This window comes from Bradyrhizobium sp. SZCCHNGR1005 (assembly GCF_032489995.1).
Taxonomy (GTDB): Bacteria; Pseudomonadota; Alphaproteobacteria; order Rhizobiales; family Xanthobacteraceae; genus Bradyrhizobium.
The window spans coordinates 364,443-389,049 of sequence record NZ_JAUEZC010000004.1 but is presented as its reverse complement, the minus strand read 5'-3'; the positions used below and the strand labels follow the sequence as shown (position 1 = coordinate 389,049).

General features: G+C 64.3%; 25 protein-coding genes. 9 read left to right on the top strand and 16 right to left on the bottom strand.

The window, feature by feature from the left end; translation table 11 throughout:
* The first annotated feature begins 13 nt into the window (after nucleotides 1-13).
* From QXZ85_RS19535 to QXZ85_RS19525, 3 genes are all read left to right on the top strand, one after another.
* Nucleotides 14-1,243, top strand: a complete 1,230-nt coding sequence (locus tag QXZ85_RS19535) for an acyl-CoA dehydrogenase family protein (protein ID WP_315742161.1) — start codon at nucleotides 14-16, stop codon at nucleotides 1,241-1,243.
* A 61-nt stretch (nucleotides 1,244-1,304) separates the two neighbouring features.
* Nucleotides 1,305-1,877, top strand: a complete 573-nt coding sequence (locus tag QXZ85_RS19530; protein WP_315767842.1) for a flavin reductase family protein — start codon at nucleotides 1,305-1,307, stop codon at nucleotides 1,875-1,877.
* Between the two features lie 364 nt (nucleotides 1,878-2,241).
* A complete protein-coding gene (locus tag QXZ85_RS19525; RefSeq protein ID WP_315703971.1) occupies nucleotides 2,242-2,523 on the top strand; it encodes a hypothetical protein in 282 nt (93 codons plus the stop codon).
* 125 nt (nucleotides 2,524-2,648) lie between these two features.
* Here the strand turns inward: QXZ85_RS19525 and QXZ85_RS19520 are convergent, their stop codons facing one another.
* The 4 genes from QXZ85_RS19520 to csgH all read right to left on the bottom strand — a co-directional run bounded on the left by QXZ85_RS19520 (nucleotide 2,649) and on the right by csgH (nucleotide 4,733).
* Nucleotides 2,649-3,464, bottom strand: a complete 816-nt coding sequence (locus tag QXZ85_RS19520; protein ID WP_315767841.1) for a CsgG/HfaB family protein — start codon at nucleotides 3,462-3,464, stop codon at nucleotides 2,649-2,651.
* 101 nt (nucleotides 3,465-3,565) lie between these two features.
* Nucleotides 3,566-3,907 (bottom strand): curli assembly protein CsgF, encoded by a 342-nt coding sequence (locus QXZ85_RS19515; protein WP_315703973.1) that lies wholly within the window; start codon nucleotides 3,905-3,907, stop codon nucleotides 3,566-3,568.
* Between the two features lie 29 nt (nucleotides 3,908-3,936).
* Nucleotides 3,937-4,431 carry a hypothetical protein gene (locus tag QXZ85_RS19510; protein ID WP_315703974.1) on the bottom strand — a complete coding sequence of 165 codons (495 nt, stop codon included), beginning with the start codon at nucleotides 4,429-4,431 and terminating at the stop codon, nucleotides 3,937-3,939.
* Entirely contained in the window at nucleotides 4,416-4,733 is a 318-nt protein-coding gene (csgH, locus tag QXZ85_RS19505; RefSeq protein WP_315703975.1) for a curli-like amyloid fiber formation chaperone CsgH, read from the bottom strand. The genes QXZ85_RS19510 and csgH overlap by 16 nt, the downstream gene beginning before the upstream one ends.
* A gap of 119 nt (nucleotides 4,734-4,852) precedes the next feature.
* Between csgH and QXZ85_RS19500 the strand changes: the two genes are divergently transcribed.
* On the top strand, nucleotides 4,853-5,434 hold the full coding sequence (locus QXZ85_RS19500; RefSeq protein ID WP_315703976.1) for a hypothetical protein: 582 nt from the start codon (nucleotides 4,853-4,855) through the stop codon (nucleotides 5,432-5,434).
* The gene (locus tag QXZ85_RS19495; protein WP_315703977.1) at nucleotides 5,415-5,768 is read left to right on the top strand and encodes a helix-turn-helix transcriptional regulator; all 354 of its coding nucleotides are present in this window, start codon (nucleotides 5,415-5,417) and stop codon (nucleotides 5,766-5,768) included. The genes QXZ85_RS19500 and QXZ85_RS19495 overlap by 20 nt, the downstream gene beginning before the upstream one ends.
* A 59-nt stretch (nucleotides 5,769-5,827) precedes the next feature.
* On the opposite strand, the gene QXZ85_RS19490 is transcribed toward QXZ85_RS19495, so the two are convergent.
* Both QXZ85_RS19490 and QXZ85_RS19485 read right to left on the bottom strand, forming a co-directional pair.
* A complete protein-coding gene (locus tag QXZ85_RS19490) occupies nucleotides 5,828-7,069 on the bottom strand; it encodes a hypothetical protein (protein WP_315703978.1) in 1,242 nt (413 codons plus the stop codon).
* 219 nt (nucleotides 7,070-7,288) lie between these two features.
* Nucleotides 7,289-7,732: a hypothetical protein gene (locus QXZ85_RS19485; protein ID WP_315703979.1), complete on the bottom strand. Its 444-nt coding sequence runs from the start codon at nucleotides 7,730-7,732 to the stop codon at nucleotides 7,289-7,291.
* 1,171 nt (nucleotides 7,733-8,903) lie between these two features.
* On the opposite strand from QXZ85_RS19485, the gene QXZ85_RS19480 reads away from it, so the two are divergent.
* Entirely contained in the window at nucleotides 8,904-12,452 is a 3,549-nt protein-coding gene (locus tag QXZ85_RS19480) for an autotransporter domain-containing protein (protein ID WP_315767839.1), read from the top strand.
* A gap of 124 nt (nucleotides 12,453-12,576) precedes the next feature.
* A complete protein-coding gene (locus QXZ85_RS19475) occupies nucleotides 12,577-13,047 on the top strand; it encodes an A24 family peptidase (protein WP_315703981.1) in 471 nt (156 codons plus the stop codon).
* 24 nt (nucleotides 13,048-13,071) lie between these two features.
* On the opposite strand, the gene QXZ85_RS19470 is transcribed toward QXZ85_RS19475, so the two are convergent.
* Genes QXZ85_RS19470 through QXZ85_RS19425 form a run of 10 tightly spaced genes read right to left on the bottom strand, consistent with a single transcriptional unit; the run spans nucleotide 13,072 to nucleotide 21,317 of the window.
* Complete coding sequence (locus QXZ85_RS19470; protein WP_315767838.1) at nucleotides 13,072-13,761, bottom strand: hypothetical protein; 690 nt, start codon at nucleotides 13,759-13,761, stop codon at nucleotides 13,072-13,074.
* Between the two features lie 11 nt (nucleotides 13,762-13,772).
* A complete protein-coding gene (gene gspM, locus QXZ85_RS19465; RefSeq protein ID WP_315703983.1) occupies nucleotides 13,773-14,333 on the bottom strand; it encodes a type II secretion system protein GspM in 561 nt (186 codons plus the stop codon).
* Nucleotides 14,330-15,400, bottom strand: coding sequence for a PilN domain-containing protein (locus QXZ85_RS19460; RefSeq protein ID WP_315742170.1), 1,071 nt, complete (start codon nucleotides 15,398-15,400; stop codon nucleotides 14,330-14,332). The genes gspM and QXZ85_RS19460 overlap by 4 nt, the downstream gene beginning before the upstream one ends.
* A 5-nt stretch (nucleotides 15,401-15,405) precedes the next feature.
* Nucleotides 15,406-16,329 (bottom strand): type II secretion system protein GspK, encoded by a 924-nt coding sequence (locus QXZ85_RS19455; protein WP_315703985.1) that lies wholly within the window; start codon nucleotides 16,327-16,329, stop codon nucleotides 15,406-15,408.
* Nucleotides 16,329-17,075, bottom strand: coding sequence for a type II secretion system protein J (locus QXZ85_RS19450; RefSeq protein ID WP_315742172.1), 747 nt, complete (start codon nucleotides 17,073-17,075; stop codon nucleotides 16,329-16,331). The genes QXZ85_RS19455 and QXZ85_RS19450 overlap by 1 nt, the downstream gene beginning before the upstream one ends.
* Nucleotides 17,072-17,476, bottom strand: coding sequence for a type II secretion system protein J (locus QXZ85_RS19445; RefSeq protein ID WP_315742173.1), 405 nt, complete (start codon nucleotides 17,474-17,476; stop codon nucleotides 17,072-17,074). The genes QXZ85_RS19450 and QXZ85_RS19445 overlap by 4 nt, the downstream gene beginning before the upstream one ends.
* Nucleotides 17,457-17,921: a prepilin-type N-terminal cleavage/methylation domain-containing protein gene (locus QXZ85_RS19440; RefSeq protein WP_315764263.1), complete on the bottom strand. Its 465-nt coding sequence runs from the start codon at nucleotides 17,919-17,921 to the stop codon at nucleotides 17,457-17,459. Before QXZ85_RS19440 ends, QXZ85_RS19445 begins: the two co-directional genes overlap by 20 nt.
* 5 nt (nucleotides 17,922-17,926) lie before the next feature.
* Nucleotides 17,927-18,409, bottom strand: a complete 483-nt coding sequence (gene gspG / locus QXZ85_RS19435) for a type II secretion system major pseudopilin GspG (RefSeq protein ID WP_315742175.1) — start codon at nucleotides 18,407-18,409, stop codon at nucleotides 17,927-17,929.
* 11 nt (nucleotides 18,410-18,420) lie between these two features.
* Nucleotides 18,421-19,629 carry a type II secretion system F family protein gene (locus tag QXZ85_RS19430; protein WP_315728952.1) on the bottom strand — a complete coding sequence of 403 codons (1,209 nt, stop codon included), beginning with the start codon at nucleotides 19,627-19,629 and terminating at the stop codon, nucleotides 18,421-18,423.
* Between the two features lie 8 nt (nucleotides 19,630-19,637).
* Nucleotides 19,638-21,317 (bottom strand): GspE/PulE family protein, encoded by a 1,680-nt coding sequence (locus tag QXZ85_RS19425; protein ID WP_315728951.1) that lies wholly within the window; start codon nucleotides 21,315-21,317, stop codon nucleotides 19,638-19,640.
* 278 nt (nucleotides 21,318-21,595) lie between these two features.
* Here QXZ85_RS19425 and gspD point away from each other — a divergent pair, with 278 nt between their 5' ends.
* Nucleotides 21,596-23,941: a type II secretion system secretin GspD gene (gspD, locus tag QXZ85_RS19420; RefSeq protein ID WP_315703992.1), complete on the top strand. Its 2,346-nt coding sequence runs from the start codon at nucleotides 21,596-21,598 to the stop codon at nucleotides 23,939-23,941.
* A 1-nt stretch (nucleotide 23,942) separates the two neighbouring features.
* Nucleotides 23,943-24,455 (top strand): tetratricopeptide repeat protein, encoded by a 513-nt coding sequence (locus QXZ85_RS19415; RefSeq protein ID WP_315728950.1) that lies wholly within the window; start codon nucleotides 23,943-23,945, stop codon nucleotides 24,453-24,455.
* The last annotated feature ends 152 nt before the right edge of the window (nucleotides 24,456-24,607 follow it).

The window sequence follows — 24,607 nt, the reverse complement described above, 5'->3', positions numbered from 1 at the left end:
GACGTGGTGCCTAATGAACAAGCCGCTCCCCACCAACACGCTTACCGCCGGGCCGACCGTTCCGCTCTCGCCGAGCGCTCTTGACGCCCTGCTGGCCGAGATCGCCGAAGGCGAGGCGGAGCGCGAACGCGAACGCATCCTGCCGCACCGGCAGATCGCCCTGATCAAGCAGGCGCGGCTCGGTGCATTGCGACTGCCGATCGCCGCGGGCGGCGCCGGCAGCTCGATCCGCGATCTTTTCCAGATCGTCATCCGGCTCGCCGAAGCCGATGCCAATGTGGCTCATATCCTGCGCAATCACTTCAGCGTCGTGGAGCGGCTGGTTCGCACGCCTCGCGATGACCAGGCGCGAGACTGGCAGCGGGCGATCGCCGGCGGCGCCATCATCGGGCTTGCCACCACCGAACTCGACAGCCCGCAGGTCGGCAACATCACGCCGAACACGACCTTCACGCCGGATGGCGACGACTACCTCCTGAACGGCACCAAATATTACAGCACAGGGACGCTCTATGCAGATCTCGTGCTGGTCCGTGCCGCCGATCCGAGCGGGCGTCCCGGCGCGACCATCATTCCCGTCGATCGCGACGGCATCGAGCTGGTCGACGACTGGGACGGCATGGGTCAGCGCCTGACGGCCACCGGCACCACCTACTTCCGCAATGTCAGGGTGAAACGGCAGGAGATCGTATTCGACGCCCCCGACATCGGCTATGGCGTGCCCTATTCCAACACTTTCGCGCAGCTCTTCCTGACGGCCGCGGTCGCCGGAATCAGCCGGGCCGCCCTTCGCGATGCGATTGCGCTGGTGCGGTCGCGCAAGCGGACCTTCTACTACGCGCCTCACGAGAAGCCCACGGAAGACCCGCTGCTGCAGGAGACGATCGGCAAGATCGCGAGCGCCGCGCACGCCGCGGAAGCGGTCGTCCTCGTTGCTGCCGAGGCACTCGATGCGGCCACTGACGCGTTCGACGCCGGGCGAGCCGATTCGGAAGAGCTGGCGCATCGTGCGGCCCTGCTGTCGGCGCAGGCCAAGATCGTCGCCGACGACGCCGCCATCCGCAACGGCGGCCTCATTTTCGATGTCGGCGGCGCCTCGTCGACCAAGAAAGCGACCAATTTCGATCGGCACTGGCGCAACGCGCGCACGTTGTCGTCGCACAATCCGCTCAGCTACAAGGAACGTGCCATCGGGCAATATCTGATCAACGGTACGCCGCTTCCGGCGAAGGGTTTCTTCTGACCGGACGGCGCCGCGACCAAGGGCACGAGCAGGAAGGCTCGTGCCCGAAAGGAGACGACGGATGGGCAAGCGTGACCTTCATCTTGTCCACGAGAGGATATCCGATCCGCGGCACGTCCACTCGGCGCTCCGCCGCGTTGCCGCCGGCGTCAGCATCGTGACTGCGGGACGCGGAGACGACATCACCGGCGTGACGATCGCCTCGCTGATATCCTTGTCCGTGGATCCGCCTCGGCTCATGATCAACCTCGGCCTGCAGTCATCGGCTTTTCCGCTCATCGCTAACGACGGCTGGTTCGGCGTCAACATCCTCGGCTCGGACCAGCTCTCTCTGGCGGACCGCTTCGGCACGCCACATCTGTCTCGCCGCCAGAAGTTCGATGGCGTCCGCTGGTCGCGTGGTGCTGCAGGCGTTCCTCTCCTGCAGCACGCGCAGGCGGCAATTGAATGCGAAGTCGACGAGATCATCAAGCGATATGCGCACGCGATCATCGTCGGCCGTCCTGAAAGCGTCGAGCTGGCCCCACGGCTTTCGGGCCTGCTTTACTGGAATGAGCAGTATGTCGAGGTCGACCGCAATGCCGACCTGGACCTGCTCGCAGAGGTCAGCGTTCCACTGAATCATGTGCGGTGAGACGAACGGCATGCGCGGGCCGCGGCGGAGACGACGAAGATGAGGCACGGACATCCCTTCGGCTCCGAGCGCATCGCAACCGGATCCGCCTCGGACAGTAACCCGTAGGCAGGTCCGCTTGAGGGCGATACGCGAATCGTCAACGAGGGCCACTGCGGGTGGGCCTTCCGGACTGGCCCATCTGCAACCACCTGCGAGGTGACGGAATGGGCCCTGCGCACGAGGCCATGCGCCCTGCTCTTTTTTCCGCAGACATCTTGGAAAATGCCTGGAACCATGGTCTGTGTCCGGCGTCAGCTCACGGAGCTGCGCGTCGCGCGGAATGCGATGTGAGGACAACAAGAGACCGAACGGGCGTCATCCGATGATCGTCAATACTGCCAGACCGATAACGCTTGCACTGCTCGCCGCCGTCGTCCTTGTCGCGTCGGGCTCGCCGGCCGCCCTTGCCGGCTCCGAAGTCTACATCCAGCAGGCCCGTGGCAATGTCGCGGGAACGACGGTGGTGACGAAGCCGCCGCCCGAAGCAGCTGCGCCGGCCAACACTGCGGGGTCCGCGCCGACCGCGCCGGAAACCTGCAATGCACAGAATGCATCGTCGCAGGCCTGCTATACCGCGACCCAGCAGGCGCGGCCATCACGGTAGCATAAGAGCCCAGCCAACAGCGTTCACGCCGTGTTTGAGGGCTCGGACCGCTGAGTGCCCGGGCCGCGCGACATCAGCCGTGCGGTTGCCCGCACGGCCGCCCTCCTCTCCTGCATTCTGTCAGATCAGCTCTTGGGGACGTCGATCTTGATGGCCGCCGCCTCTTGATTCTTCTCCAGCTCGCGCATGAAGGCGTCGCCCGCCGCGCGGTCCTTGAACTCCCACAGATGGTTCTTCACGCCCTCGAAGATCAGGGCATAGACCGCGAGTTGGACGCCCTCACGTACGCCGAGGGTCGCCGGCGAGTTCTTGGTGAAGCCAAGCTCCGCCTGAAGCAATTGATCGATGGCAGCAAACATGTAGGCCGAGCTATGGACCTGGACGGAATAGATCGTCTTTGTGGTCGTGACGCTTGCCAGCACGCGTCCGCTCTGCACGCTCACCGCGCGCAGCGCTACCGTGATGACATCCTGCCGATACTGCGTGTCGGCGCCGATGCCGAGATAATTGGCGCCGATCCCGCCGGTGGTCTCGTCGCTGTCATAGCCGATGATGCCGCCTTCGAGCAGGATGCCGGCGAAGCGCAGCGGCGGCAGGCTCGGCGCGCTGTCGCCCTCGGCGGCGGCGCGCGTGGTCTGGATGATCTGCCGTTCCTGCAAGAGCGGCTGCAAATCGTTGCGTTCCACCACGTTGAACCAGGCGCCGCTGCCGGCCTTGGTGAGCACGTCGATCAGCACGGCGCTGGCGCCTTGCGTCAATGCGCGGGAGAATTCCGCGAAATTGTCATTCGGCTTGTTCTGTCCGGTCAGGTCGGGAAAGTTGTAGACGGAGACATCGAGCTTGCGGCGGGGTGGCGGCAGGCGATCGAGCACCACACCGGTCTTGGTCTCCGGCACCAGCTTGGCTGGGCGCGCAAACGGGTCCTTGGCCGATCCGGACATGCATCCGGCCAAGCTGAGAGAAAGCATCGCAATGGCAGCGATGCCTCGAAGCTGTTTGTTCATCATGTCAGATCCGGCGCCGGTTCGGCGATTTCAACGTATCAGGGAACGATGGAGCGTACGGCGCTTGGGGATGTCGTCGTGCCGCTGCCCGTTCCGGAGCCCGACGTGCCGGTGCCCGTACCGTTGCCGCCGATAATGACGGCGCCCGAGCCGAGATTGCTCAAGGCGCTGTTGAGACCCGAAAGATCAGGACCTTGCGAACCGGACTTCACGCCGTGTCCCTGTGCCTGCGCCTGTGAAAGTAGATACGAACCATTGAGCCCGCTGCCCCCGAACGTCGGATTCGTGGGATGATAGACGATCTCGGACGCCGCCGCGGCGGACAAGCCGATGCCGATCGCGGATGCAATCGCAAATACAAACAAACCAAACTTACGCATGATACAGATCTCGATTCGAAGTTATGAGGTCATCGCTTGATCAACAGGCTTCCGTTCGGAAGTTTGGCAATCAGCATGTTGATCGGCGCGGATCCGGGCGGCTGGAGCACCGCGATGTTCAGGCTCTGGGTATTGATGAGGTTCACGTTGGAATAGTCGCGGCCGCCCTGGAGCACGGTAACGTTGTTGTTCGAGCCGCCGATGGTGCCTACATTGGAGTAGTTGTTGCCGCCTGACTGCGCCTGCAGCACGCGATTGTTGTTGCCGATCTGCAATGTTGTGGCGATGTTATTGCCGCGCGCGGATTGCGCCGCCTCCGGCGTCGGCACATAAGCGGGTTGTCGAGGCACGTAGGATGCGGTCGGGATCAGCTGGACAGGCTGTGACGCGGTGGTCGAAACCGTCACTCCTGCCTTGGCGTTCACTTGGGCAATATAGGCGGACTCCGCGTGGGCCGAAGCGCCGATGGTCAAGACCACGCCCATAATGCCGATCGCGATTGCTTGCTTCATGGCGACGTGCACGTCAGCCTCCCCTGGTCGGATTCCAACGTCAGCTCTGCGCGATAGTGATCGGCGGCCGAACGATCCAGGATGATCGTCGTGAGCACTTGCTCTTGTCCGGGCTGCAGCACAAAGCTCCCGCTTTGGGTGTTGCTGGAGCGTCCGGTGCTGCTCTGCTTGTCGATCAGGAAGCGATATTGACCACGGGCGGGACGGACGGATCGGACAGTCGCGTCAATTCTCAGGTAGCCGGACTGTGGGGCCGCCCGTATCGCGCATTCGATCACCGCGGCTGCATTAGGCTGCATCGGCTTGTCACTCACCTCTTACGCACTGGAACTGCCGCATATACGGCAATTTTGGGGGGACCCTATCGGTCGTTCTTTGCTCTTTTTTGACAATTCGTACATTCGCATTCGGCTTGACGGACTGAGGTGAAGCCGTGATCACTCTGCAACATGAGGAGAGCGGATCGTATAGACTTCAGGTTTGTGCTAAGCTGCGTCACCACCTGACTAATGCATCGATTGTTCCTGTCATGCCCACCATCTCGGACCTCGTGGCCAGCGGGGCGATCGTCAAGATCGAGGTTGAGCTCAGCGCGCACGAACAGCAGCTGCGCCTGCTCTACGGCACGCCGTCGTTCGTCGCCTGGCTGGAAGAGATCCTTGCAGGCGCAGTGCCGCCGCGACCGCTCGGCGAGCTATCACCGGCGCAGCAAATCGACGATCTGTTTTATTCGTTCTTGAGTGGCGCGCCGCTCGTCTTTAACAGACAGTTTCGTGCTATCCGCGCAGAGGACAATGCGGTCTGGGAATTGAAGACGGCGGATGTCCGCATCTTCGGCTGGTTCATGGCCAAAGACTGCTTTGTCGCAGTATTCGGAAACTGGGCTGATATCATCAAGGATCATGATCTCTATCGCGGCTACCGGATCGCGATCCGGCGACTGCGCCGTGAACTTGGGATCGATGCGACGCTGTGCGTGAAGGGGGGCGCACCGGATGACGTTCTTTCGATTTGATATCGACGCGCGTTCGCGCAAGGTCAGCCGGCTGCTGGGGCGGGTGCGACGCGAGCTGCTCAAGGCCGTCATGGAAGAACGGCGCGCAGGATTGACGCAGCAGCAGCTTGCACAGCGGCTGAAGACGCGCCGTGCGATCGTCAATCGCAAATTGTCAGGAGAATCGGAGATCACCCTGCGCGAGCTCGCCGATCTCGCCTGGGCGCTCGACCGCGAAATCAGCCTTGAACTGCGCCGGCCGGACCAGATGGCGGGCGACAACATCGCCCCCCGCACGTCGACGGTCGGCTATCGGCCGGCCAGGATCGTCGCACCGAAGCGCTCCGACGATTAGTTGGATGCCGGCACCGGATTTGAAACAGGCGGCGGGAGATGCCCCGCCGCCTGCATGACCTACTTCTGCGAGACCGTCGCGACGTTGTGGATGCCGTATTGGGCCGTGAACGACGTGTTCGACACGTTGGCGCCGGTGGCCTGAACCAGCTGGATCACGTTGCCCTGACCCACCTGCATCGAGACCTGGCTGTTGTTGCCGGCGCTCGCCTGCTGGCCGACGCTCTGCGCCGCGTTGACCACGTTGGAGCCGCCAATCTGCGAGATCAGCGAGTTGTTGCTGCCGAGCGCGAGCGGAACGGCCACCGACTGACTGACGCTGGCGAGGTTCTTCGAGCCATGCTGCAAGGTCAGCGCATTGTTGCTGGCGTTGCCGGTGCCGAAGGTCTGGGTGCTCTGCTCGATGGTCGCAGCGTTCTTGTAGCCGTGCTGGAACAGCGCCTGGGTGTTGGCACCGTTGGCCTGCTCGACCTCGGCGACGTTCTTGACACCGGCTTGACCGATGAACGAGGCGTTCGTGTAGTTCGCGCGCTGTTCCTCCGGCGTGTCGCCGAAGCTGCCTGCGACGCCGCCACCTTGCTTGGTGGAGGCCAGATTCTTGTTGCCGATCTGCACTGTCGCAGCCGCATTCCGCGGCCCTTCAGCAGTGCCGCCGACCGAGGTCTGTTCGGTCGCGACTTCGTTGCGGTTGCCGATCTGCGTCGTCATCGCGGCGTTGCTGTGGCCCGGCTGGAAGTCACCGTCAGCCGTGCTGTCGGCGCTCTTCTGCGACACCGCGGCGAGATTTTTGTCGCCGATCTGCTTCGTCACGGCGCCGTTGGCGCCTCCGACCGGGGTCGCGGACGACGGCGTCACGCTCGAATTGGCCTGGACGACCTGCGACACGTTCAGATTGCCGACTTGCAGCGTCGCCTGGTTGTTCTTGCCGCCGTCCTGCTTGGCGAGCGCGGTGTTCCTGTCGCCATATTGTGCGCTGAACGAGTTGTTCTTGTAGCCGACGTCCTTTGCCTCTGCGTTGGGCGCGCTGTTGGTCTGCAGGGTGGACGCAAAGTTCTCGTTGCCGACCTGGACGTTGCCGGAGTTGTTCCGGCCATGGGCAAGCTTGCCCGTCTGGCGGGTCAGAACGGTGTTGTCCTCGCCGGCCTGAGCCGTGGCCTGATTGTTCCTGCCGCCCTTCTGCTGGATCGTCGCCTGATTGCGGGCGCCGACCTGCTCAATGAAGGATTCGTTGTTGCGGGCGCCGGCAGCATTCGCGGCCGAAGCGCTCGCGAGGATGAGTGCCAAGGCAGTCATCGTTCTCATGAAGATAGTCCTTGCGTTGTCCAAAGCGGGGTCGGCGGGGATCGCCGCCCTCGGCGCGAGTTAAAACATTGTTAACCTAACGACCGAATGACAACTCTCCGACTGAGCAGGCCAAATCGCGCTGGGTCCCGCGGCGTGGAACTCCATGCGCATCGACCGCGTAGGCCCGTGCGGCAGCGTCGACCGCAGCGCGTTCTCAGCAGCCCTTTTCAGCTTTCTTCAGTGATCTTGCGCTTCGATCCGCAACGATCCGAGTCGCACTTCCTGCTCGGCATCGACGATGGCACGGATCTTCATCAGGCCGCCGGAGCGCAGTTGGAGCGGCGTGAAGATGAGGCTGGTGGCGGCCACGATATAGAGCGGTGCGCTGGTCTCCGGCTTTAGGTTGGTGACCAGCTCGGTCTGCTCGTTGCGCCGCGGGGTCTCGATCGGCTCTTCAGCGAACGGCTGCTCGTCGCCCGGCAGATAGCAGCGTACGACGATCGAGTTGAAGGGCCGCGACGCCGGAGAGAAGATATGGATGTGAACGCATAGTTTGGGCAGGACCAGAGGAAAACGGCCCGAGATGAAGATCACACCGTTGTAGCAGCCAATGAAGCTGAGCTTGCCGCCAGGTTCGTTGCGAATATCGTCGCAGAAGATTGAATACCCGTACCGATCCATGATCGCAGACCGTCGACACGGCCGCTCCTCACCCATACAGCCCGGCTGTCTTCGCGCAGCAGTGTGACGACATGATTACAGGCCTGTTCCTGTCCAGCGATCCGTCGGGTCTTGACCTCACGGTCGTTAGTTATGGGCACCTAACTCTGTCTCGCTTCGTCGAATGCGCTCCAGCCGTATCGCCGGATCTAACTTGCCGAAGGCAGCGCGTTGGGGTCGTGGCAGAAGACCCGGCCGCAGATCGTGTATTAGACGGAGCAATTTCACCCTTCCCTGCGCCTGCATTCCAATTGTGTCGCCTCCCCCGCGGCGGCTGACGAGGAGCTTTTTCGCAGTCGAGGAAAAGCTTTCCTGACTGGTCTTCCTAAACCTCCTCCCCGACCGGCGTTTAGGTTCGCCTGACGCTCATCGGTTTGCGGCAATGGCCAATATGAAGCGCTGCACCCTGACATGCCGGCGTGATGCCGAATATGCACCGGCTCGGTACTGCCCTGGATCACCGTTCGAATGCGCTGGATGGCCTCGGCGTGAGCCTTTCGACGAGGTTGCCGGGCATGATGCGCTGCGTCATGCCGGGGGGATGATGCGCTGCGTCTAGGGCGGACATCGCGGACAACATCATATCTGATCTTGGCGCAACCCGGTCGTGATCGCAGTTCCGGCAACACCTCGACGCGAACGATGTGGTCTCCGGAAACGCTCGTACCCACGAGCTGTAGCCCTCGGGCTGCCTTGACCTTTGCCCGGGGCACTCAGCTCTTTGCCTGTTGGAATCGCGGCCGAAGTCCGAAATGAAACTGGGTCGCATCTGCGGAACTCGACCTTGTGGCCTTCTCGACACAGGAAAGCACAAATCGGGCCAGCCGGCTCATCCGCCAATAGCGCTTCTCGGCGACACACCTGTAAATTGCACCAAATCTTTGCCCGATTTGGCCTCCTCGCCGGTATTCCTGCCTTACGGAACTCGCAGATGGCTCCGCTTCCCAGGATGAACTCCGAGTCAATGAGAAGGTTTGTGGGGCAGAACCTTACTCCGGCTCTCCCGGATGACGACCGCGCTCCAAATCCTGCCAAATGGTCAGCACTCGGGCCACGCTTACCTCGGGTTCTGACGATACCGCCGGTCCCAAAAAGCGAGTGCGGGTGCTTCCGCCGGAATCGTGGCCGCACAATGAGAGCCGCGGGTTTCCCTCTCACCCTGATCATTCTCGCCTCGGCTTTCCTTCTGCCAATGCTCGTCGCCGACGAGTCCCGCGCGCAAACAGGGCCATTTGTGTTCGTACCCCAAGATGCTTTTGGCATCAGCTTTACGACGATGTCGACAATCGACACGTCCAACAACAACGTGCTTACCCCGCTCGTCACCGGCGCTCAACCAACAGCCGCTGTCGTGCGCGGAGACGAATCGATAGTTTACTTGAGCAACAGCAATAGCAGTTTTGCTTCTCCCAACACCGTATACGCTATCGACACTGCCACTAACGCAATCATTGCCACTATTAATGTCGGAGGAGGAGCAAATCCTCTCGGCATTTCAATTAGTCCGGACAACACTCGGCTCTATGTGGCGAACGCGGCCGTCAACGACATTGCGGTCATCGACACCACGACCAACACAGTGGTCGCCACCATTCCGGTAGGCAATCGTCCGACCATGACCGCAGTCAGTCCGGACGGCACGCGCGTCTATGCGACGAATTTGTTCGGTAACACAGTTTCGGTCATCGACACGGCGACGAACTCGGTGACCACAACGATTAACGTCGGCGTAAACCCTGCCGGGGTCACATTTAGTCCGGATGGAACGCGCGCGTATGTGGCCAACCAGACCAGCAACACGATTTCAGTCGTCGATACGGCGACCAACGCCGTGCTCACGAATATCGGAGTCGCAGCCGGGGCCAGCCCTCGTCAAATCGCGGTCAGTCCCGACGGGACGCGCCTTTATGTGACCAACTTCAATAACGACACCGTTTCCGTTATTAACGCCGTGACGAACACCGTTATCACCAACATCGCCGTAGGGACTGATCCTTTTGGGGTGGTGATCAGTCCGGACGGCTCTCGGGTTTACGTCACCAACCGCACCAGCAACAACGTGTCGGTCATCGACACAGCCTCCAATACGGTCCTGACGACCCTCGCCGTCTCGTCCAGCCCAGGTATTGCCAGCATCTGCTCGAACGGCAACGCATTGCTTGCGGCCGGGCTCACCTTCAAGGCCAATACGTCGGGAGCGCTCGCCTGCACGCTGGCCTCCGGCCCAAGCGGCGCGTCGGGTCCGATCTTTACCGGTGGGACCTTGCAGTTCGCAGCGGGCGGAATCTCGACTTCGTTGCCAATCACGCTGCTGAGCCAGGGTGGTACGTTTGACACCGCCGGCAACAACGCGACCTTGTCCGGCACCATCAGCGGGCCGGGCGGATTTACCAAGATCGGCGCCGGCACGCTGACCTTGTCGGGCGCAGGCACCTATTCCGGGCCCACTTTCGTCAACGCAGGCACACTGCAGGCCGGCATCGTCAACGCGTTTTCACCGAACAGTGCCTACACGATTGCGAGCGGCGCAACTGTCGATCTCGGCAGCTTCAACCAATCGATCGGATCGCTGGCAGGCAGCGGGAGCGTGACGCTCGGCTCTGCGACGCTGACAACCGGGAACAACGGCACCTCGACTGCCTTCAGCGGCGTGATCAGCGGAACGGGCAGACTTACCAAGATTGGCGCGGGTGCGTTTACGCTGTCGGGCAGCAACACCTATAGCGGCGGCACGGCCGTCAATGCCGGTACGCTGGTGATCGGCAACAACAGCGCGCTGGGGACCGGCTTATTGTCGTTGGCCGCCGGAACGACTTTATCGTTCCTCGACACGGCCAATTTCACCATTACCAACAATATCCAGATTTCGGGCGATCCCTTCTTCACGCCGCCGGCGGGCACGACGCAAACCATCTCCAGCGTCATCTCCGACGGCACCATTGCCGGAACGCTCGATATGAGCGGCGCCGGCACGCTCGTGCTGACCGGCAACAACACGTATACCGGCGCGACCAGCATCAACTCCGGCATCCTTGTCGTCGATGGCTCGATTGCTCCTTCCGCTTCGACCATCAATGGCGGCGGCACGCTCGCGGGCAGCGGTACCGTGGGCAACGTCATGGTGGGCAGCGGCGGCATTTTGGCCCCCGGACCGCTAACCTCACCCGGCAGCATGACGATTGCCGGCAACCTCGCCTTTCAGGCGGGCGCTTTCTATCTCGTCCAGACCAATTCGACCGCCTCGCTCGCCAACGTCTCCGGGATCGCAACGCTGACCGGAGGCACCGTGTTAGCGTCCGGGCTGTTCACGCAGGACAGATACCATATCCTGCACGCGAACGGCGGCTTGGGTGGCACCACGTTCGCCGGCGCAATAACGAGTAGTCCGACCGTCTCCGCGACCCTGAGCTATACTGGCACCGACGTCTTCCTGGATTTGGTGGCGCAGCTGACCAATCTCAGCAGCACCGTCGGCTTGAGCGTCAATCAGTTCAATGTCGCCAGTGCCGTCGACGACTTCTTCAACAGCGGCGGCGTGCTGCCGCCGCGCTTCGCCGAGCTGTTTGCGCTCAACCCCGCTGCCTTGAAGAGCACGCTCACGCAGTTGTCCGGCGAAGCGGCGACCGGCGCGCAGCAAGGGGCGTTCCAGCTCGGCGGTCAATTCCTGAACGTGATGCTCGATCCATTCGTGGACGGCCGAGGCGGAACGGCGGGAATGACCGGTCCGGCCTTCGGCTTTGCGCCGGAGCGCGAGGCGCTGCCGGATGATGTTGCGTTCGCCTACGCAAAGGCGATGAAGGCTCCGATGGCCACCAAGGCGCCGCCGCTGCTCTCCGCTACCCAGCCGCTATGGACCGCATGGGGCACGGCCTATGGCGGCTCCAACAACACGAACGGCAATCCGGTAATCGGGAGTCATGATCTTAGCGCCCGGGTCGCCGGCTTTGCCGGCGGCCTGGACTATCACGTGATGCGCGACACCGTGCTGGGCTTTGCCTTTGCAGGTGGTGCAACGAACTGGTCCCTTGCACAAGGCCTCGGCGGCGGCCGAAGCGATGCCTTCCAGGCCGGCGCCTACGCCGTCACTCGGTCGGGTCCCGCCTATCTTGCAGCCTCGGCCGCCTTCACCAATCACTGGATATCGACGGACCGCTTCGCGGCGTTCGCCGATCACCTTACGGCAAACTTCAACGCCCAGAGCTTTGGCGCGCGCGTCGAGGGTGGCTATCGCTTCGGCCTCGGTGCATTCGGCGTGTCGCCCTATGCCGCCTTGCAGGCCCAGGCCTTCCGAACGCCGACCTACAGCGAGGCCGACCTCAGCCTCGGCGGCTTCGGTCTCTCCTATAATGGGCGCACGGCTACCGATACCCGCAGCGAATTGGGCGCGCGGTTCGATTACATCGCGGCAGTCATGCCGGACGCGGTGATTACGCTGCGCTCGCGTCTGGGGTGGGCGCACGACTGGGTCAGTGATCCCAGCCTGACGGCGCTGTTCCAGTCGCTGCCGGGGGCCAGCTTCGTCGTCAACGGCGCCTCCCCCGCGAAGGATTCCGCGCTCGTCTCGGCTGGCGCCGAGTTTCGTCTCGCCAACGGCATCTCGCTGCTCGCGAAGTTCGACGGCGAGTTCGCCGGCCATGCGCAAACCTACGCCGGAACCGGGACCGTCCGTTACAGCTGGTAGTTGCGCGAAGCTACGGCGCCGCAGCGGACGACAGGACGGCTGTCTCGAGCATCAGATCCGGGGCAGACCGCCGGTGTGGGATCGTGTATCAGACGCGCGTCGCACATGGTCCGGCGTATTCTTGATGGTCACCCTGCTCTGCCTGTCTCTGCTCGGGCTTGCCTGCCTGCTTCTCGCCTGGATCGACTTCCGCCAGGGCATCATTCCGGATTGGCTCAACCTTGCGATCGCGGCGCTCGGCGCGATGCACGCCGCGGCTCTCGGCGGCGTGGCCTTCCTGGCTGAAGCCATCGTGGAAGCCGCGATCATCGGCGGCGCGGTCTGGCTGCTGCATCGGCTATATTTCATGCTGCGCGGCCTGCAGGGGCTTGGGCTCGGCGACGTCAAGCTGCTGGCGGCCTCCGCCCTGTGGGTCGGAGCGACCGGGATTCCGATGCAGCTGCTTGTTGCCTCCCTCACGGCCCTGCTCGCAGCGGTCGGCCTGCAGCTTGGCGGACAGGCGATGACGCGGCAAACGGCGCTGCCGTTCGGGCCGTTCCTCGTGCTCGGGCTCTTGATCACCCTGGCACTGCAGCAGACCGGCTGGCTGGACTAGATCGCCCCCATCCAACGGGATGGGTTAGCGCTTCCGGCGGCGCTGGACCGGATCTGCCTCGTCATCGATAAAAGCATTCTCCGCCTGGATTGGTGGTGACACACCCGCCGTCGTGGCCTCAGGTCCCGGCTCTGGAAGGCTGATGATGGCGGTCTGATCGTCACGCTTGAGCGTGACCTCCCGTCCCTGAACCGCCTGCAAACGCCAGCCCTGGAAATCTTCCCCGATGCGCAGCCGCAGGGCCGTCCGCGTGCTCTGATCGATGAAGATCCCGAAGCTCTGGTCGGCGCCGACGATCGTGCCGACCAGCGACAATTGTGGCCGCTCGACCCGCGGCGGCTTCGGCGGCGGAGGCGGCGCGCTGACCATCGCAACGGGCGCGGCAGGGGGCGGCGGCGGCCGGCGCGAGGCGGAAAAGATCGGCCGCTCGCGCGTATTAGACAAGCTTGCCAGCGGAATGGCCCAAAGCGGATTGGCGCTGACCGCCGGCGCCGCCGCAGCCGGCTTCGGCCGGACGGGTACGGAGGCTGCGCCAGCCGGCGCATCCCAGATTGATGGCGCGGCCGGAGCGTCCGCTTGGCGCGGTGGATCGAGCTCCATATCGGAAGCGGCAATCGACAGCGCCGTGCGCGCCGCGAGAAGGCTGAATACGGCCGCGAGCAGCACGACCAGGCCGATCGCTCTTGGCTTGCTCGGCAGCGTCCTTGGGAGCATGGTCCGGTCCGTCATTTCGCGCCTTGCCATTGTCCGGAGACAGTGAGGAGTATCCGCAATTTGCTGTCTCCTGCCTCGGCCACGTTCGTTGGTGCCTGCACCACCAGCTGATCGACAAACAGGAACGGCATGCCCGCTTCGATGTCATAGAGCAGCCGCTGCAGCCCTACCTGGTCGATGTCGCAGCTCGCGATCATCGTGATGAATCCGGTTTTGGATTGCGTTCCCTGCAGGTCGATCTGCGACGACTGCACGTTGCCGCCGAGCTTGGTGATCGCGCCGGTCACGCGCTGCAGTAGCGCGGCGCCGGCGACAGTGACGGTGGCGCCTTCCAGGAACGGCGAGCCGGACGGCGCGGTGCCCTCGGCGCCGGTTCTACGCGCCAAGGCGGGTTTGTGACCATCGAGCTGCTCGAGCATCGCAGCCGTCGCAGCAACGTTGGCGCGGCGGCCCAGCACATCGGTCGCGGAGCTCGCGATCACGACCAGGAAGGCCAGCATCACGCCGAGATAGGTGATCGCGGCGGGCACAGGCCGCGCGAGGACTTTGGCCAGGGTTGCGTTCTGGTTCATGAGCCTGACCCGAAATACGGCGTGACGTGCGCCTCGATGTGAAACCGCTCGCCCGGGTCTTCGGGCGCGCGCGTGGTCGGGGCAAAGAACGTGGCACGAGTGAATTGCGGTGACTGTTCCAGCAAGCGGATCAAGGATGGCGCATCCTGGGTCAATCCGACCACCTGCATCTTGTCGCCCTCGATCCGCAGCTCCGTCGTATAGGTGCTGTCGGGCAGCACGCGCGACAGCGCTTCAAGCACCATCACGCTCGAGGCTGTGCTCCGCTTGCGCTGCGCGAGCAACTGCTCCGCGGAGCTTGCGCCCTGATTGAGGCGGAGCGCCGCGCGCCGCTGGGTGAGCTGCTGTTGCAGCTCCTGGAGCTGCGTATCTAATCGCGCGCCGAGATAGGCTGACAACGCAAAGCTTGCGGCGGCCGCCACGCCGCCGCCCAGCAGCAGCCCGCGCAGCAGACTCGGAATGCTCACGGCGAAGCGGCCGGCTTGCACCAGCCTTGCATTGAACAGCCGAATGGTTTCGCCGGCGACCTGGTCCTGCGGAACGGCGACCACTGCCGAGATCGACGCTGCGCCAAGTCCGGTCGCCAGTTCGACCAACGGCTGAATTCTCGCCCGCGCGGTCGCGGCCAGCATCAATACGATACGATCGTTGGGACCTGGCTGCGGCGCCGTCAGGCCATAGACGGCCTCGCCGGCCGTCCAGGGGGTCAGCCGGTCGATCTGGGTCCGAACCATGCCGTCGAGAAACTCGGCCGCCTGTTTGGGGAAGTCGACCTCACGGAACAGGACCTGATCCGGCCGCATCTCGACCTCGACGGTGCTGCTGCGGAACGCCGCGCGCCATTGCGGCGGCAGCGCCGGCTCGAGCCGTCCATGCATCAGGCGGAAGGACACCGGCGCCAGGCCTGCGTCCTGGCCTGCCGAGCCGGATCGCGCCGTGAAGTGGCCGCCATCCTCTTCCCGCAGCACGACCCTGCGCCGCGATGTGAGCCGGCCCATGGCCGCCTGGATCGCCACGGCCACGGCTGCGATCCAGGTTGCAAGCAGCTCCTTCAATTCCACCAGCATCGCACTCACAACTCCATTCCGCCGGCACCACCGATTCCATCGCGCCACGCCAGCACGCGGTACGGATTAGCCGCACTCTTCAAACCGATCACGACTTCGGAAGCGGTCTGCCAACCGTTCCTGAGCCGGAGCCGGACCAGGATGCGATAGGCCTCGCATTTGTCTTGGGTCGCGCTGGCCTTGGCCTCGCCGAGCGCCCGCGCGATGGCTTGGGGATCGTTGTCCAGCCCGTCGCGATCGGCAAGAAACTGCTTCAGGATCAGCGGCGTCATGCCCGGCAAGGCCGCGATCACCTCGGGTCTCGCATTGATCGCGTCAACTCCGGGGGAGCCGCTGAACACGGTCACGAAGGGAAGCGCGCGCGCCACCAGTGCCGGCGGCAGCCCCAGCACGAGGCTGAGCTCGTTGATGTGGGCGAACGGTGCCTGGCGCGGGCCGTAGGAGCGACCGGCGGCACGATAGAGCGCATCTTCACCGCTGGCGGCACTGCCGGGCGCGGCACGCTTCCGCCATCCGGCGATACGGTCGGCATACTCTCTTGCATTTTCGGGGCTGGCGCCGAGCACGCTCATCAGGCCAGCGAGTAATTCTTTCGGCGCGTTGTTGAGGTCGATGCGGGCGGTCTCGGAGGTAAAGGTCACCGACATCTCGGCACCGTTCAACGCGGCATGGAAACTGCCGTGCGCCGGCGGGTTCTCGCCGGACGAAGTCAGCTTATAGGCGGTCAATTCGACGGCGGCAGACACCAGAGCTTCGGTCTGCAGCGCATTGTCGTTGACGGCGATGGCGCGCGCTGAGTTGGCCAGAAAGGCCGAGAAGATCATCGCGAGTGCGGCAAGCGCCGCCAGAATCCACAGCACGGCAACGAGCACGAATCCGCGCTCGGCGCCGCGACGGTCGCAAGCTGCGCTGCAGGTCCGGCGCGCCATCACGAGCCTCCCTGCTTCGCGCCAGCGCCGGCCGGCCTGTTGTCGTCGGTGGCTTTCTTATTGCCATCGGTATCGGTCTTGCCGCCCTCCTCGGACGAACCGCCGGAGGCAGCCGCCTCGACATGAACCGGCGTGACGGTGGAGACCGCAAGAATGCGCTCGCTGCCGGCATCGCGAACCGTCAGCCTGATCGCCGCCGGCAGCCGGTCGCTCTCGTGCCAGTTGTCGCGGAAGACCCGATCCACGCCCGCATAGGCGAACGACAAGCGGAACGGCGGCGTCAGCAGCACGACAGGATCGCGGGTGCGGATCGCCTCCGACAGCGAGACGCCCTGCGGGAGCGGCGCAAACGCCGCGCGCGAGCGGACCATCACCAGCCGTCCCTGATCCACTGTTTCTGCGATCCGGACGATGTCGAGGCCCGGGCCTACATTCGGCCCGATGGCCGTGCGCACGAAGGTGACCGACAGCGCCGAGCCGTCGAACAGCGGCTTGCGCAGGTCGCGTCCGGGAGAGACGAATTCCGCTGCGGCAAGATCAGCCGCGATGCGCTGCATGGCAATGCCGATCAGCTCGCTGCGCTGGACGCGGTCGACGCCATGGTTCCAGTTCGGCAGCCATTGCGCGGTGACTTTGGCCAGCGCCGACAACACGAGCCCGATCAGCGCAAGCGCGACCAGCGCCTCGATCAGGCTGAATCCCCGCTCGCCTGCGTGCGCGTCGCGATGCTCAGCTGTCGTCGTCATTGCTTCGGCTTCGGCATCAGACGAACCGTCTCCAGCGTGATCATGCCGCCGGCCGGCCCGCGCACACGCACTTTGACCAGTTCAGGAATCCAGTTCACATCGTCCTTGTCCGAGATCCAGTCGTCGCCGACCGGACCGATGTCGATCTGCCAGCGCGTCTCGCCGTTGCGACCGCTCAGCTGTCCCGGCGCCAGCGCGCTTCGTTGCGGGATCTGCATCGCCAGCACGGTTTGCGCCGACTGAACCAAGGCGACGTGGTTCTCCAACGAGCGAACCCCGCGGGCATTGGTCGACATCACCTGCCCGATCGCAACGATCGACACGGCGACGACCGCAAGTGCGATCAGCACCTCGATGATCGTGAAGCCGGCATCGGGCCGGTCAGTTGGCGAGCGGGACACGGGATGAAACCTCTACCCTGCCGGTCAACCAATTGACGCGGATCTCGTAGGTCGTATCGAGCCGGCTGAGTGCGATCGCCCCGCCGCACGACATGCCGTCGGCGAAGAAACTGATGGTGGAGAATGCCGCGCGATTGCGACAGGTCTGCGGGAGGGTGGCGTCGAAGCGAACGTCGTCGGGAATGCGCAACGCCTCGCGGCTGGCACCGGAGCGGATGGCGCGCGCATGCGGATCGACCAGGGTCGATACGTCGCGCTGGCGCCGGATCGCGGCGCTGCGGTCCATCTTCAGAAGCGTCGCCGCCTCGAGTGCGTAGGCCTGCAGCCTTGCGCGCGATGTCTGACGCGGCACGAAAGGCAACAGCACGGCCGTGACCAGAGCGATGAGCGCGAGCACGCACACCATCTCCAGCAGTGTGAAGCCGTGCTGATCCTTCTTGGTCATCAGTTTCAATTCGTGGCCGAAGCGCTGAGACGATCGAGCGAAATGTCGGCGGCCGCGCCGCTGCCGCCCTCCTGCCCGTCGGAGCCGAGCGAGACGATGTCGTAAGCGCCGTGTTCGCCCGGCACACGATAGATGTAGGCATGGTTCCAAGGGTCGTTGGGAACGCTGGCGCCCTTCAGATAAGGCCCGTTCCAGGCGCCGCCGCCGGTCGGCCGCACCAGGGCGGCAAGGCCTTCGGCGGAGGACGGATAGCGGCCGGTATCGAGGTTGTAGAGGTCCAGCGCGCTGGCGAAGCTCTGCATCTGGATCTTCGCCGCCTTGACCTTGGACTCGCTGAGATAATTGAGCACGCGCGGGCCGATCAGGCCCATGATGAGGCCGATGATCGTGATCACGACCAGCATCTCCACCAGCGTGAAGCCGGCTTCCGAGCTCTGCACGTTGGCGCCGTATCGCCTCGGCGACTTGGCGGAATTCTGTTTCGACATTGTCTTCCCCTTCATCCCACGAGTTGGGTAACCGACAAAAGCGCGGTCATGACCGAGACGATCAGCCCGCCCACCACGGTGCTGATCGTGACGATCGCGAGCGGGCCGATGATGCCCACGATCCGATCGAGGCTGCGCTGGAGCTTGGCCTCGTAGAATTCGGCGACGCGTGCGGCGAGCGCGGGCAGCTGGCCGGTTTCCTCGCCGAGCCGCAGCATCCGCACCGCCATCGGCGGCAGGCTGCTGGCGGCCGAAAGCGCATCGGACAGCTTGCCGCCATGTCTCACCCGCTCGGCCGCTGCCGACCAGGTCGCGACGTTGCCGGTCACCGCCATGATGTCGATCAGGATGCGCAGCGTTGCCGTCAGGCTGACGCCGCTCGCGAGCAGCACGCCGAGATTCCGGCAGAACAGGCTGGTCCGGTAGAACTGAAAGATGCCCGCAATGCCCGGAACGCGGGCGGCGGCGCTGATGATGGCCGCGCGGGTGGCAGGCCTGCGCAACAGCCACCAGACGCCGGCAATGACCGCCGCAGCCCCGAGCGAGAGCGCGACGGCGTTGGCGTGCATCGCATCCGACAGGTCGATGAAGAAGCCAAGCGCAGTGTCGGACTTGCCGCCGAAATCTTGCAGCACGGAGGAGAATTGCGGCAGCACGACCAGGATGAAGAACAGCATCACGCAGACGGCTGCGATCAGCACGAAGACGGGATACTGCATGGCATCGGTCAGCTTGCGGCGCGTCTGCTCGGCCCGCGCGCGCTCGGCCCCAAGCGCCTCCAGCACCTGATCGAGCGTGCCGGAGACCTCGCCGACACGAACCAAAGCCACATACATCGCCGGGAACAGCTCCGGATGCGCAGCAACGGCGTCGGCAAGACTTTCGCCGCTCAACAGCGCGACCCGCAGCTTGGCGACCACGGGACGGAGCCGACCGACGTCGGCATCTCCGGCAAGCAGCTCAAGGGCATCGTCGAGCCGCGCACCGGCGCGAAGCAGCAAGGCCAGATCGCGGGTGAACGTCGTGACTTCGGCGGCGCTCGGCCGATTGAACGGACCGAAGCCGACGGAAGACGACGGCTTCTTGTCCTCGATGGTCTCGATCGGCAACAGCCGCAGATATTCGATCCGCGCGGCGACCTCGCGCGCGCTCGGGGCCTGCAGCGTGCCGTGGACGATCTCGCCGTTTTGCGTCAGCGCGCGATAGCGGAAATTGGGCACGGTTCACCTCAGCGCGCTGTCGTGACCCGAAGGATTTCGGCGGGTGAGGTCAATCCGGCGCGGCATTTGGCAAGACCGTCGTCGAGCATCGTCGTCATGCCCGCCCGAATGGCCGCCTGGTCGATCTTATGACCGTCGGTTTTCTCCCCGATCAGGCTGCGCAGCTCGTTGTCGACCTCGAGCACTTCGAACACGCCGAGCCGTCCGCGATAGCCGGAGCCGCTGCAGCGTTCGCATCCCACGGGATGATGGGTGATCTCGCCGGCGCGCAGGCCGAGCGCCGCAAGCCGCGGGTCCTCGGTAAAATCCGCGTCCGTCAACGGCCGCGCCGTCTTGCAGCGCTCGCAGAGCTGCCGCACCAAGCGCTGTGCGATCACCGCACGCAAGGTCGATCGCAACAGATAGGCTTCGATGCCGAGATCGAGCAGGCGCGGCAAGGCCGCCGCCGCGGTTTCCGTGTGCAACGTGGTCAGGACCAAGTGACCGGTCAGCGCGGCGTGCACGGCCACATGGGCTGTCTCGGCGTCGCGCACCTCACCGACCATGATCACATCCGGATCCTGGCGGACGAACGAGCGCAGCGCCGTCGCAAAGGTCAGCCCGATCGCGGGCTTGACCTGGGACTGGTTGACGCCGGGGATCTCATATTCGACCGGATCCTCGATGGTGAGAATCTTACGGGTCGGCTCGTTGAGGATGGAGAGAATCGTGGCGAGGGTCGTGGTCTTGCCGCTGCCGGTCGGTCCGGTGATGACGATCATGCCGTGCGGCAGCTTGAGCAACCGACGCAGCTTGACCTCGTCGGTCGCTGAAAAGCCGAGCTTGTCCATGACCAGCAGCCCACGATCCTTGGGCAGGATGCGGATGACGGCGGATTCGCCGTGTTGCGCCGGCATGATGGCGACGCGGATATCGATGTCGGTGCGGCCGACGCGCAACCGGGCCGCACCGTCCTGCGGCAATCGCCGCTCGGCGATATTGAGGCTGGCGACGATCTTGATGCGCGAGATCACGGCCTGTGGCAGCACGCCGGCCGGCGCCGGCACCGGGCGAAGCAGGCCGTCGATCCGCAGGCGCACGACGAGGCCGCTCTGAAACGGCTCGATATGGATGTCGCTGGCCCGGAGTTCGACGGCTTTCTCCAGGAGATCGTTGACGGCGCGGACCACCGGCGCGCCGCTGGCGAGGTCCCGCAGGCTCTCGATGTCGTCTTCGCGAAGCTGCGGCAGTCCCTCAGCCTCGCCCTGCCCTCCGTCATTGCCGTCCTCGGCAAGCCGCCGGTCCAGCACGATCGACAGGTCCTCGAAGGAGGCAACCTGGAGCGCAAAATCGCCTCCCAGCACGATCTCGGCGGCACGGCGTGCGGCCTGGTCGGTCGGGTCGGCGACGGCGAGAATCACGCCTCCACCCTCTGCCCGGTATGGAAACAGCAGGGTCTCGCGCAGGAAGCGCTGCGAGAACGGAGCCACCAGCGGCTCGGCGGTCAACAGGTCCTGTAACGCAACACGATCGAGCCCATAAAACCGTGCGGCTTCGTCCGCGAACTCGTTCGCCGACAGGTCCGTCAGCTCCCACAATTTTATCGCCGGACTTCCGCCCCCGCCGGCTTCTTCCGTGGCGGCTGCCGCCTTGAGGTGCCGCATCTGGCGAAGATGCTCGACAAACGGCAATGACTGATGACCGGTCATGCGTCTTTCCAGTCGCACTGCGTGGTGAGCGGATGCGGCGGGGCGTGCCCGTCAGGCCGCGGATCGCCGGAGCCCTGCTTATCGATCTCGAATATGACACCCGTACGAAACGGATCGGCTCCGTCCACCGGGCCGGAATGCCACAGTCACCACTCATTCGCGACAACGGGCCGCGCTCTAATCGTTCTGTCATATTGGCGCGCTAGGCAGGCAACACGCCAGGGAACGCCTCACGCGATCCGTGACGGTGCTTTTCTTTGGAGTTGATCGGCGAAAGTATGGTGCGTGTTGGCTATAAGCGCCGGTCTCAGACGGCTAAAGGCGATTTGCGTCCGAGAGTTGTCGCGATCGCGGCAGCATGGGGCATCCTGACCCTGTTGTCCGCGTGCAATTCTGCAACTGTCGGCACTGTCGCTCCGGGCGATATCGATCCGCTCGACAAGGTGCGATCGCTCGATATCATGCCGCGTCAGGCGGACGGCCCGGGCGGGTCGCAGGCGGCCACCCCGCGCAATAGCCGCGCTGCAGTCTACGAAGGGACCGAGATCAACGACGTTCCCGACGCGCGGCCCCGCCCGGTCGCGAGCGGCGGCGGCTATGATCTGAACTTCGAAAACACGCCGGTCGGCACCGTTGCCAAGGTGGTGCTCGGCGACATCCTGGGCACCGGCTATACGATTGACCCCCGGGTCCAGGGCACGGTCAGCCTGGTCTCGGTCCGGCCCGTGCCGAAATCCGATATCGTCTTCGTGCTGGAGAATGCGCTGCGGCTGAGCGGCGTGGTCCTGATTCACGATGCGACCGGTTATCGATTGACGCCGCTCGGCGACGCCGTTGGCGCCGGCCGGGTCGATGCGGAGGCGGCCAATCCTGAGCCCGGTTACGGCGTCTCGGTGGTGCCCTTACAATATGTGTCGGCGCCGACCATCCTCAAGCTGATGGATTCGTTCGCCACCAAACCCGGGAGCGTACGCGCCGATTCCACCCGCAACCTGCTGCTGATTCAGGGCACCGGCGCCGAGCGGCGCAATGCGGTGGAGACGGTCATGAGCTTTGACGTGGATTGGATGCGCGGCCAGTCGGTCGGGATCTATCCGCTCAGCAACAGCGCACCCGAGCCTCTCATCGCCGAACTCGAGAAGATCATGGACTCCGGAGAATCCGGATTGAGCCAGGGCGTGCTCAAGTTCCAGGCTGTGGCCCGGATGAATGCGATCATGGTGGTCAGCCGCAAGCCGGCGCTGCTGCAGACTGCGGCGACCTGGATCAAGCGCCTCGACCGCGAGGACGCGGCCCGGAACAGCGTCCACGTCTATCAGGTCAAGTACGGCGAGGCGAAGCAGATCGCGCGCGTGCTCAACGACATGTTCATCGGCGGCTCGTCCTCGTCCTCGCTCGACAGCGCCGACAATCAGCTCGCACCAGGATCGGGATCGACGACCTCATCGAGTGTGGCGGACCGGTTGTCGCTGAACTCGAATTCCTCGTCGAACTCGCAGTCGAACGGCTTCGGCTCCCGGCAGTCCGGCACCTCCTCGAGCAGCGGCATGTCCGGTTTCGGCCAGTCGCAGTCGGCCGGCACGACCGGCAAGAGCAGCGGAAGCAGTGGGCCCGACGCGCTCGACAGCAGCCGCAGCGGCTCCGGCGGCAACGGGCAGGCGCTCCTGCAGGGCGTGCGCATCACGCCCGACGTCGTCAACAATACGCTCCTGATCTATGCCGACCAGGCCAACTACAAGATCATCGAGGGGACGCTGCGCCAGGTCGACCAGGCGCCGCTGCAGGTCGCGATCGAAGCGACGATTGCCGAGGTGACGCTGACCAACGAGCTCAGCTATGGTGTCCAGTTCTACATCACCAGCAAATACAGCTCGCTTCTGAACACGCAGTCCACCTCCGCGCCGACATCGACAACGTCGACGGTCAACGGCGTGACGTCCACCGTGACGAACGCGCTGATCAATCGCGCCTTCCCCGGATTCAACTTTTTGATTGGATCGGATTCGAACCCGAAGGCAATTCTCGATGCGCTGCACGCGGTCACCAGCGTGAAGGTGTTGTCGAACCCCTCGCTCGTCGTCATCAACAATCAGGCTGCGACCTTGCAGGTCGGCGACGTGGTCCCGGTCTCGACCGGCAGCGCCACGGTGCTGAGTTCGAGCAACACGGTCGTCAACACCATCGATTATCGCAATACGGGCATCATCCTCCGGGTGTCGCCGCGGATCAACGCCAATGGCAATGTCCGGCTCGAGGTCGAGCAGGAGATCAGCAACGTCTCGCCGCAGACTGCCACGAGCCTGACGCCGACCGTTTCGGAGCGGCGGGTCAAGAGCTCGGTCTCGGTCGTGTCCGGACAGACCGTGCTGCTTGCCGGTCTGATCAGCGAGCAGCAGAATGGCAGCCGCAACGGCATTCCGATTTTGGATGAGATCCCGCATTTCGGCGACGCTTTCGGATATCAGGACAAGAAGGGCACGCGCACCGAGCTGATCATCTTCATCCGGCCGCAGATCATCCGCAACGGAACCGATGCCCACCATGTGGCCGAGGAACTGCGGTCGAAGCTGCGCGGCAGCGTGGGAGCGAGCACCGACGACCTCACCATGCACACGGTTCATTGACATGGCCGACCGGATCAAGCTCCGCTGTTCGCAACTCGTGCTCGGCCTGCTCGTCGCCTGCAGCCTTGGTTCGATCCAGCCGGCGCGCGCAGACGGCGTGGCGCGGGCGACCTCGGCCTACGCTCGCGGCGACTATCTGACGACCGTGCGGATCCTGACCCCGCTCGCGCTGCGCGGCAATGCCAAGGCACAATCCTTTCTCGGCTTCATGTATGAGAACGGCTACGGCGCGCCGCAGGCCTATGTGGCAGCGGTCGACCTCTACATGAAGGCTGCGGTTTGCGGCAATCCCTTCGGCCAAGTCATGCTCGGGCTGATGTACGACAAGGGTCATGGCGTTCCGCAGGATTTCGTGCTGGCCTACAAGTGGCTCAATCTCGGCGCCGCCCGGGCTTCGCGGCGCGACCGCGACTATTACCTGCGCCTGCGCAATGCGGTGGCGTTCAAGATGTCGCCCGCTCAGATCGCCGAGGGCCAGCAGCTTGCCCTGATGTGGGCGCCGGGCCTGCCGTAAGAGGCCGATCCCATTTCCGTGGCGCCAGGCGCCCGCACTCTGTGCGCACGCGGGGCGCCCGGGCCGCGGGTAGAGACCGGTGAACGGCCTATGCCACGCGACTTCAGCTCGCCGTATGGCGCTCATCCGTCCTGCCCGTGGCCTACCCGCCG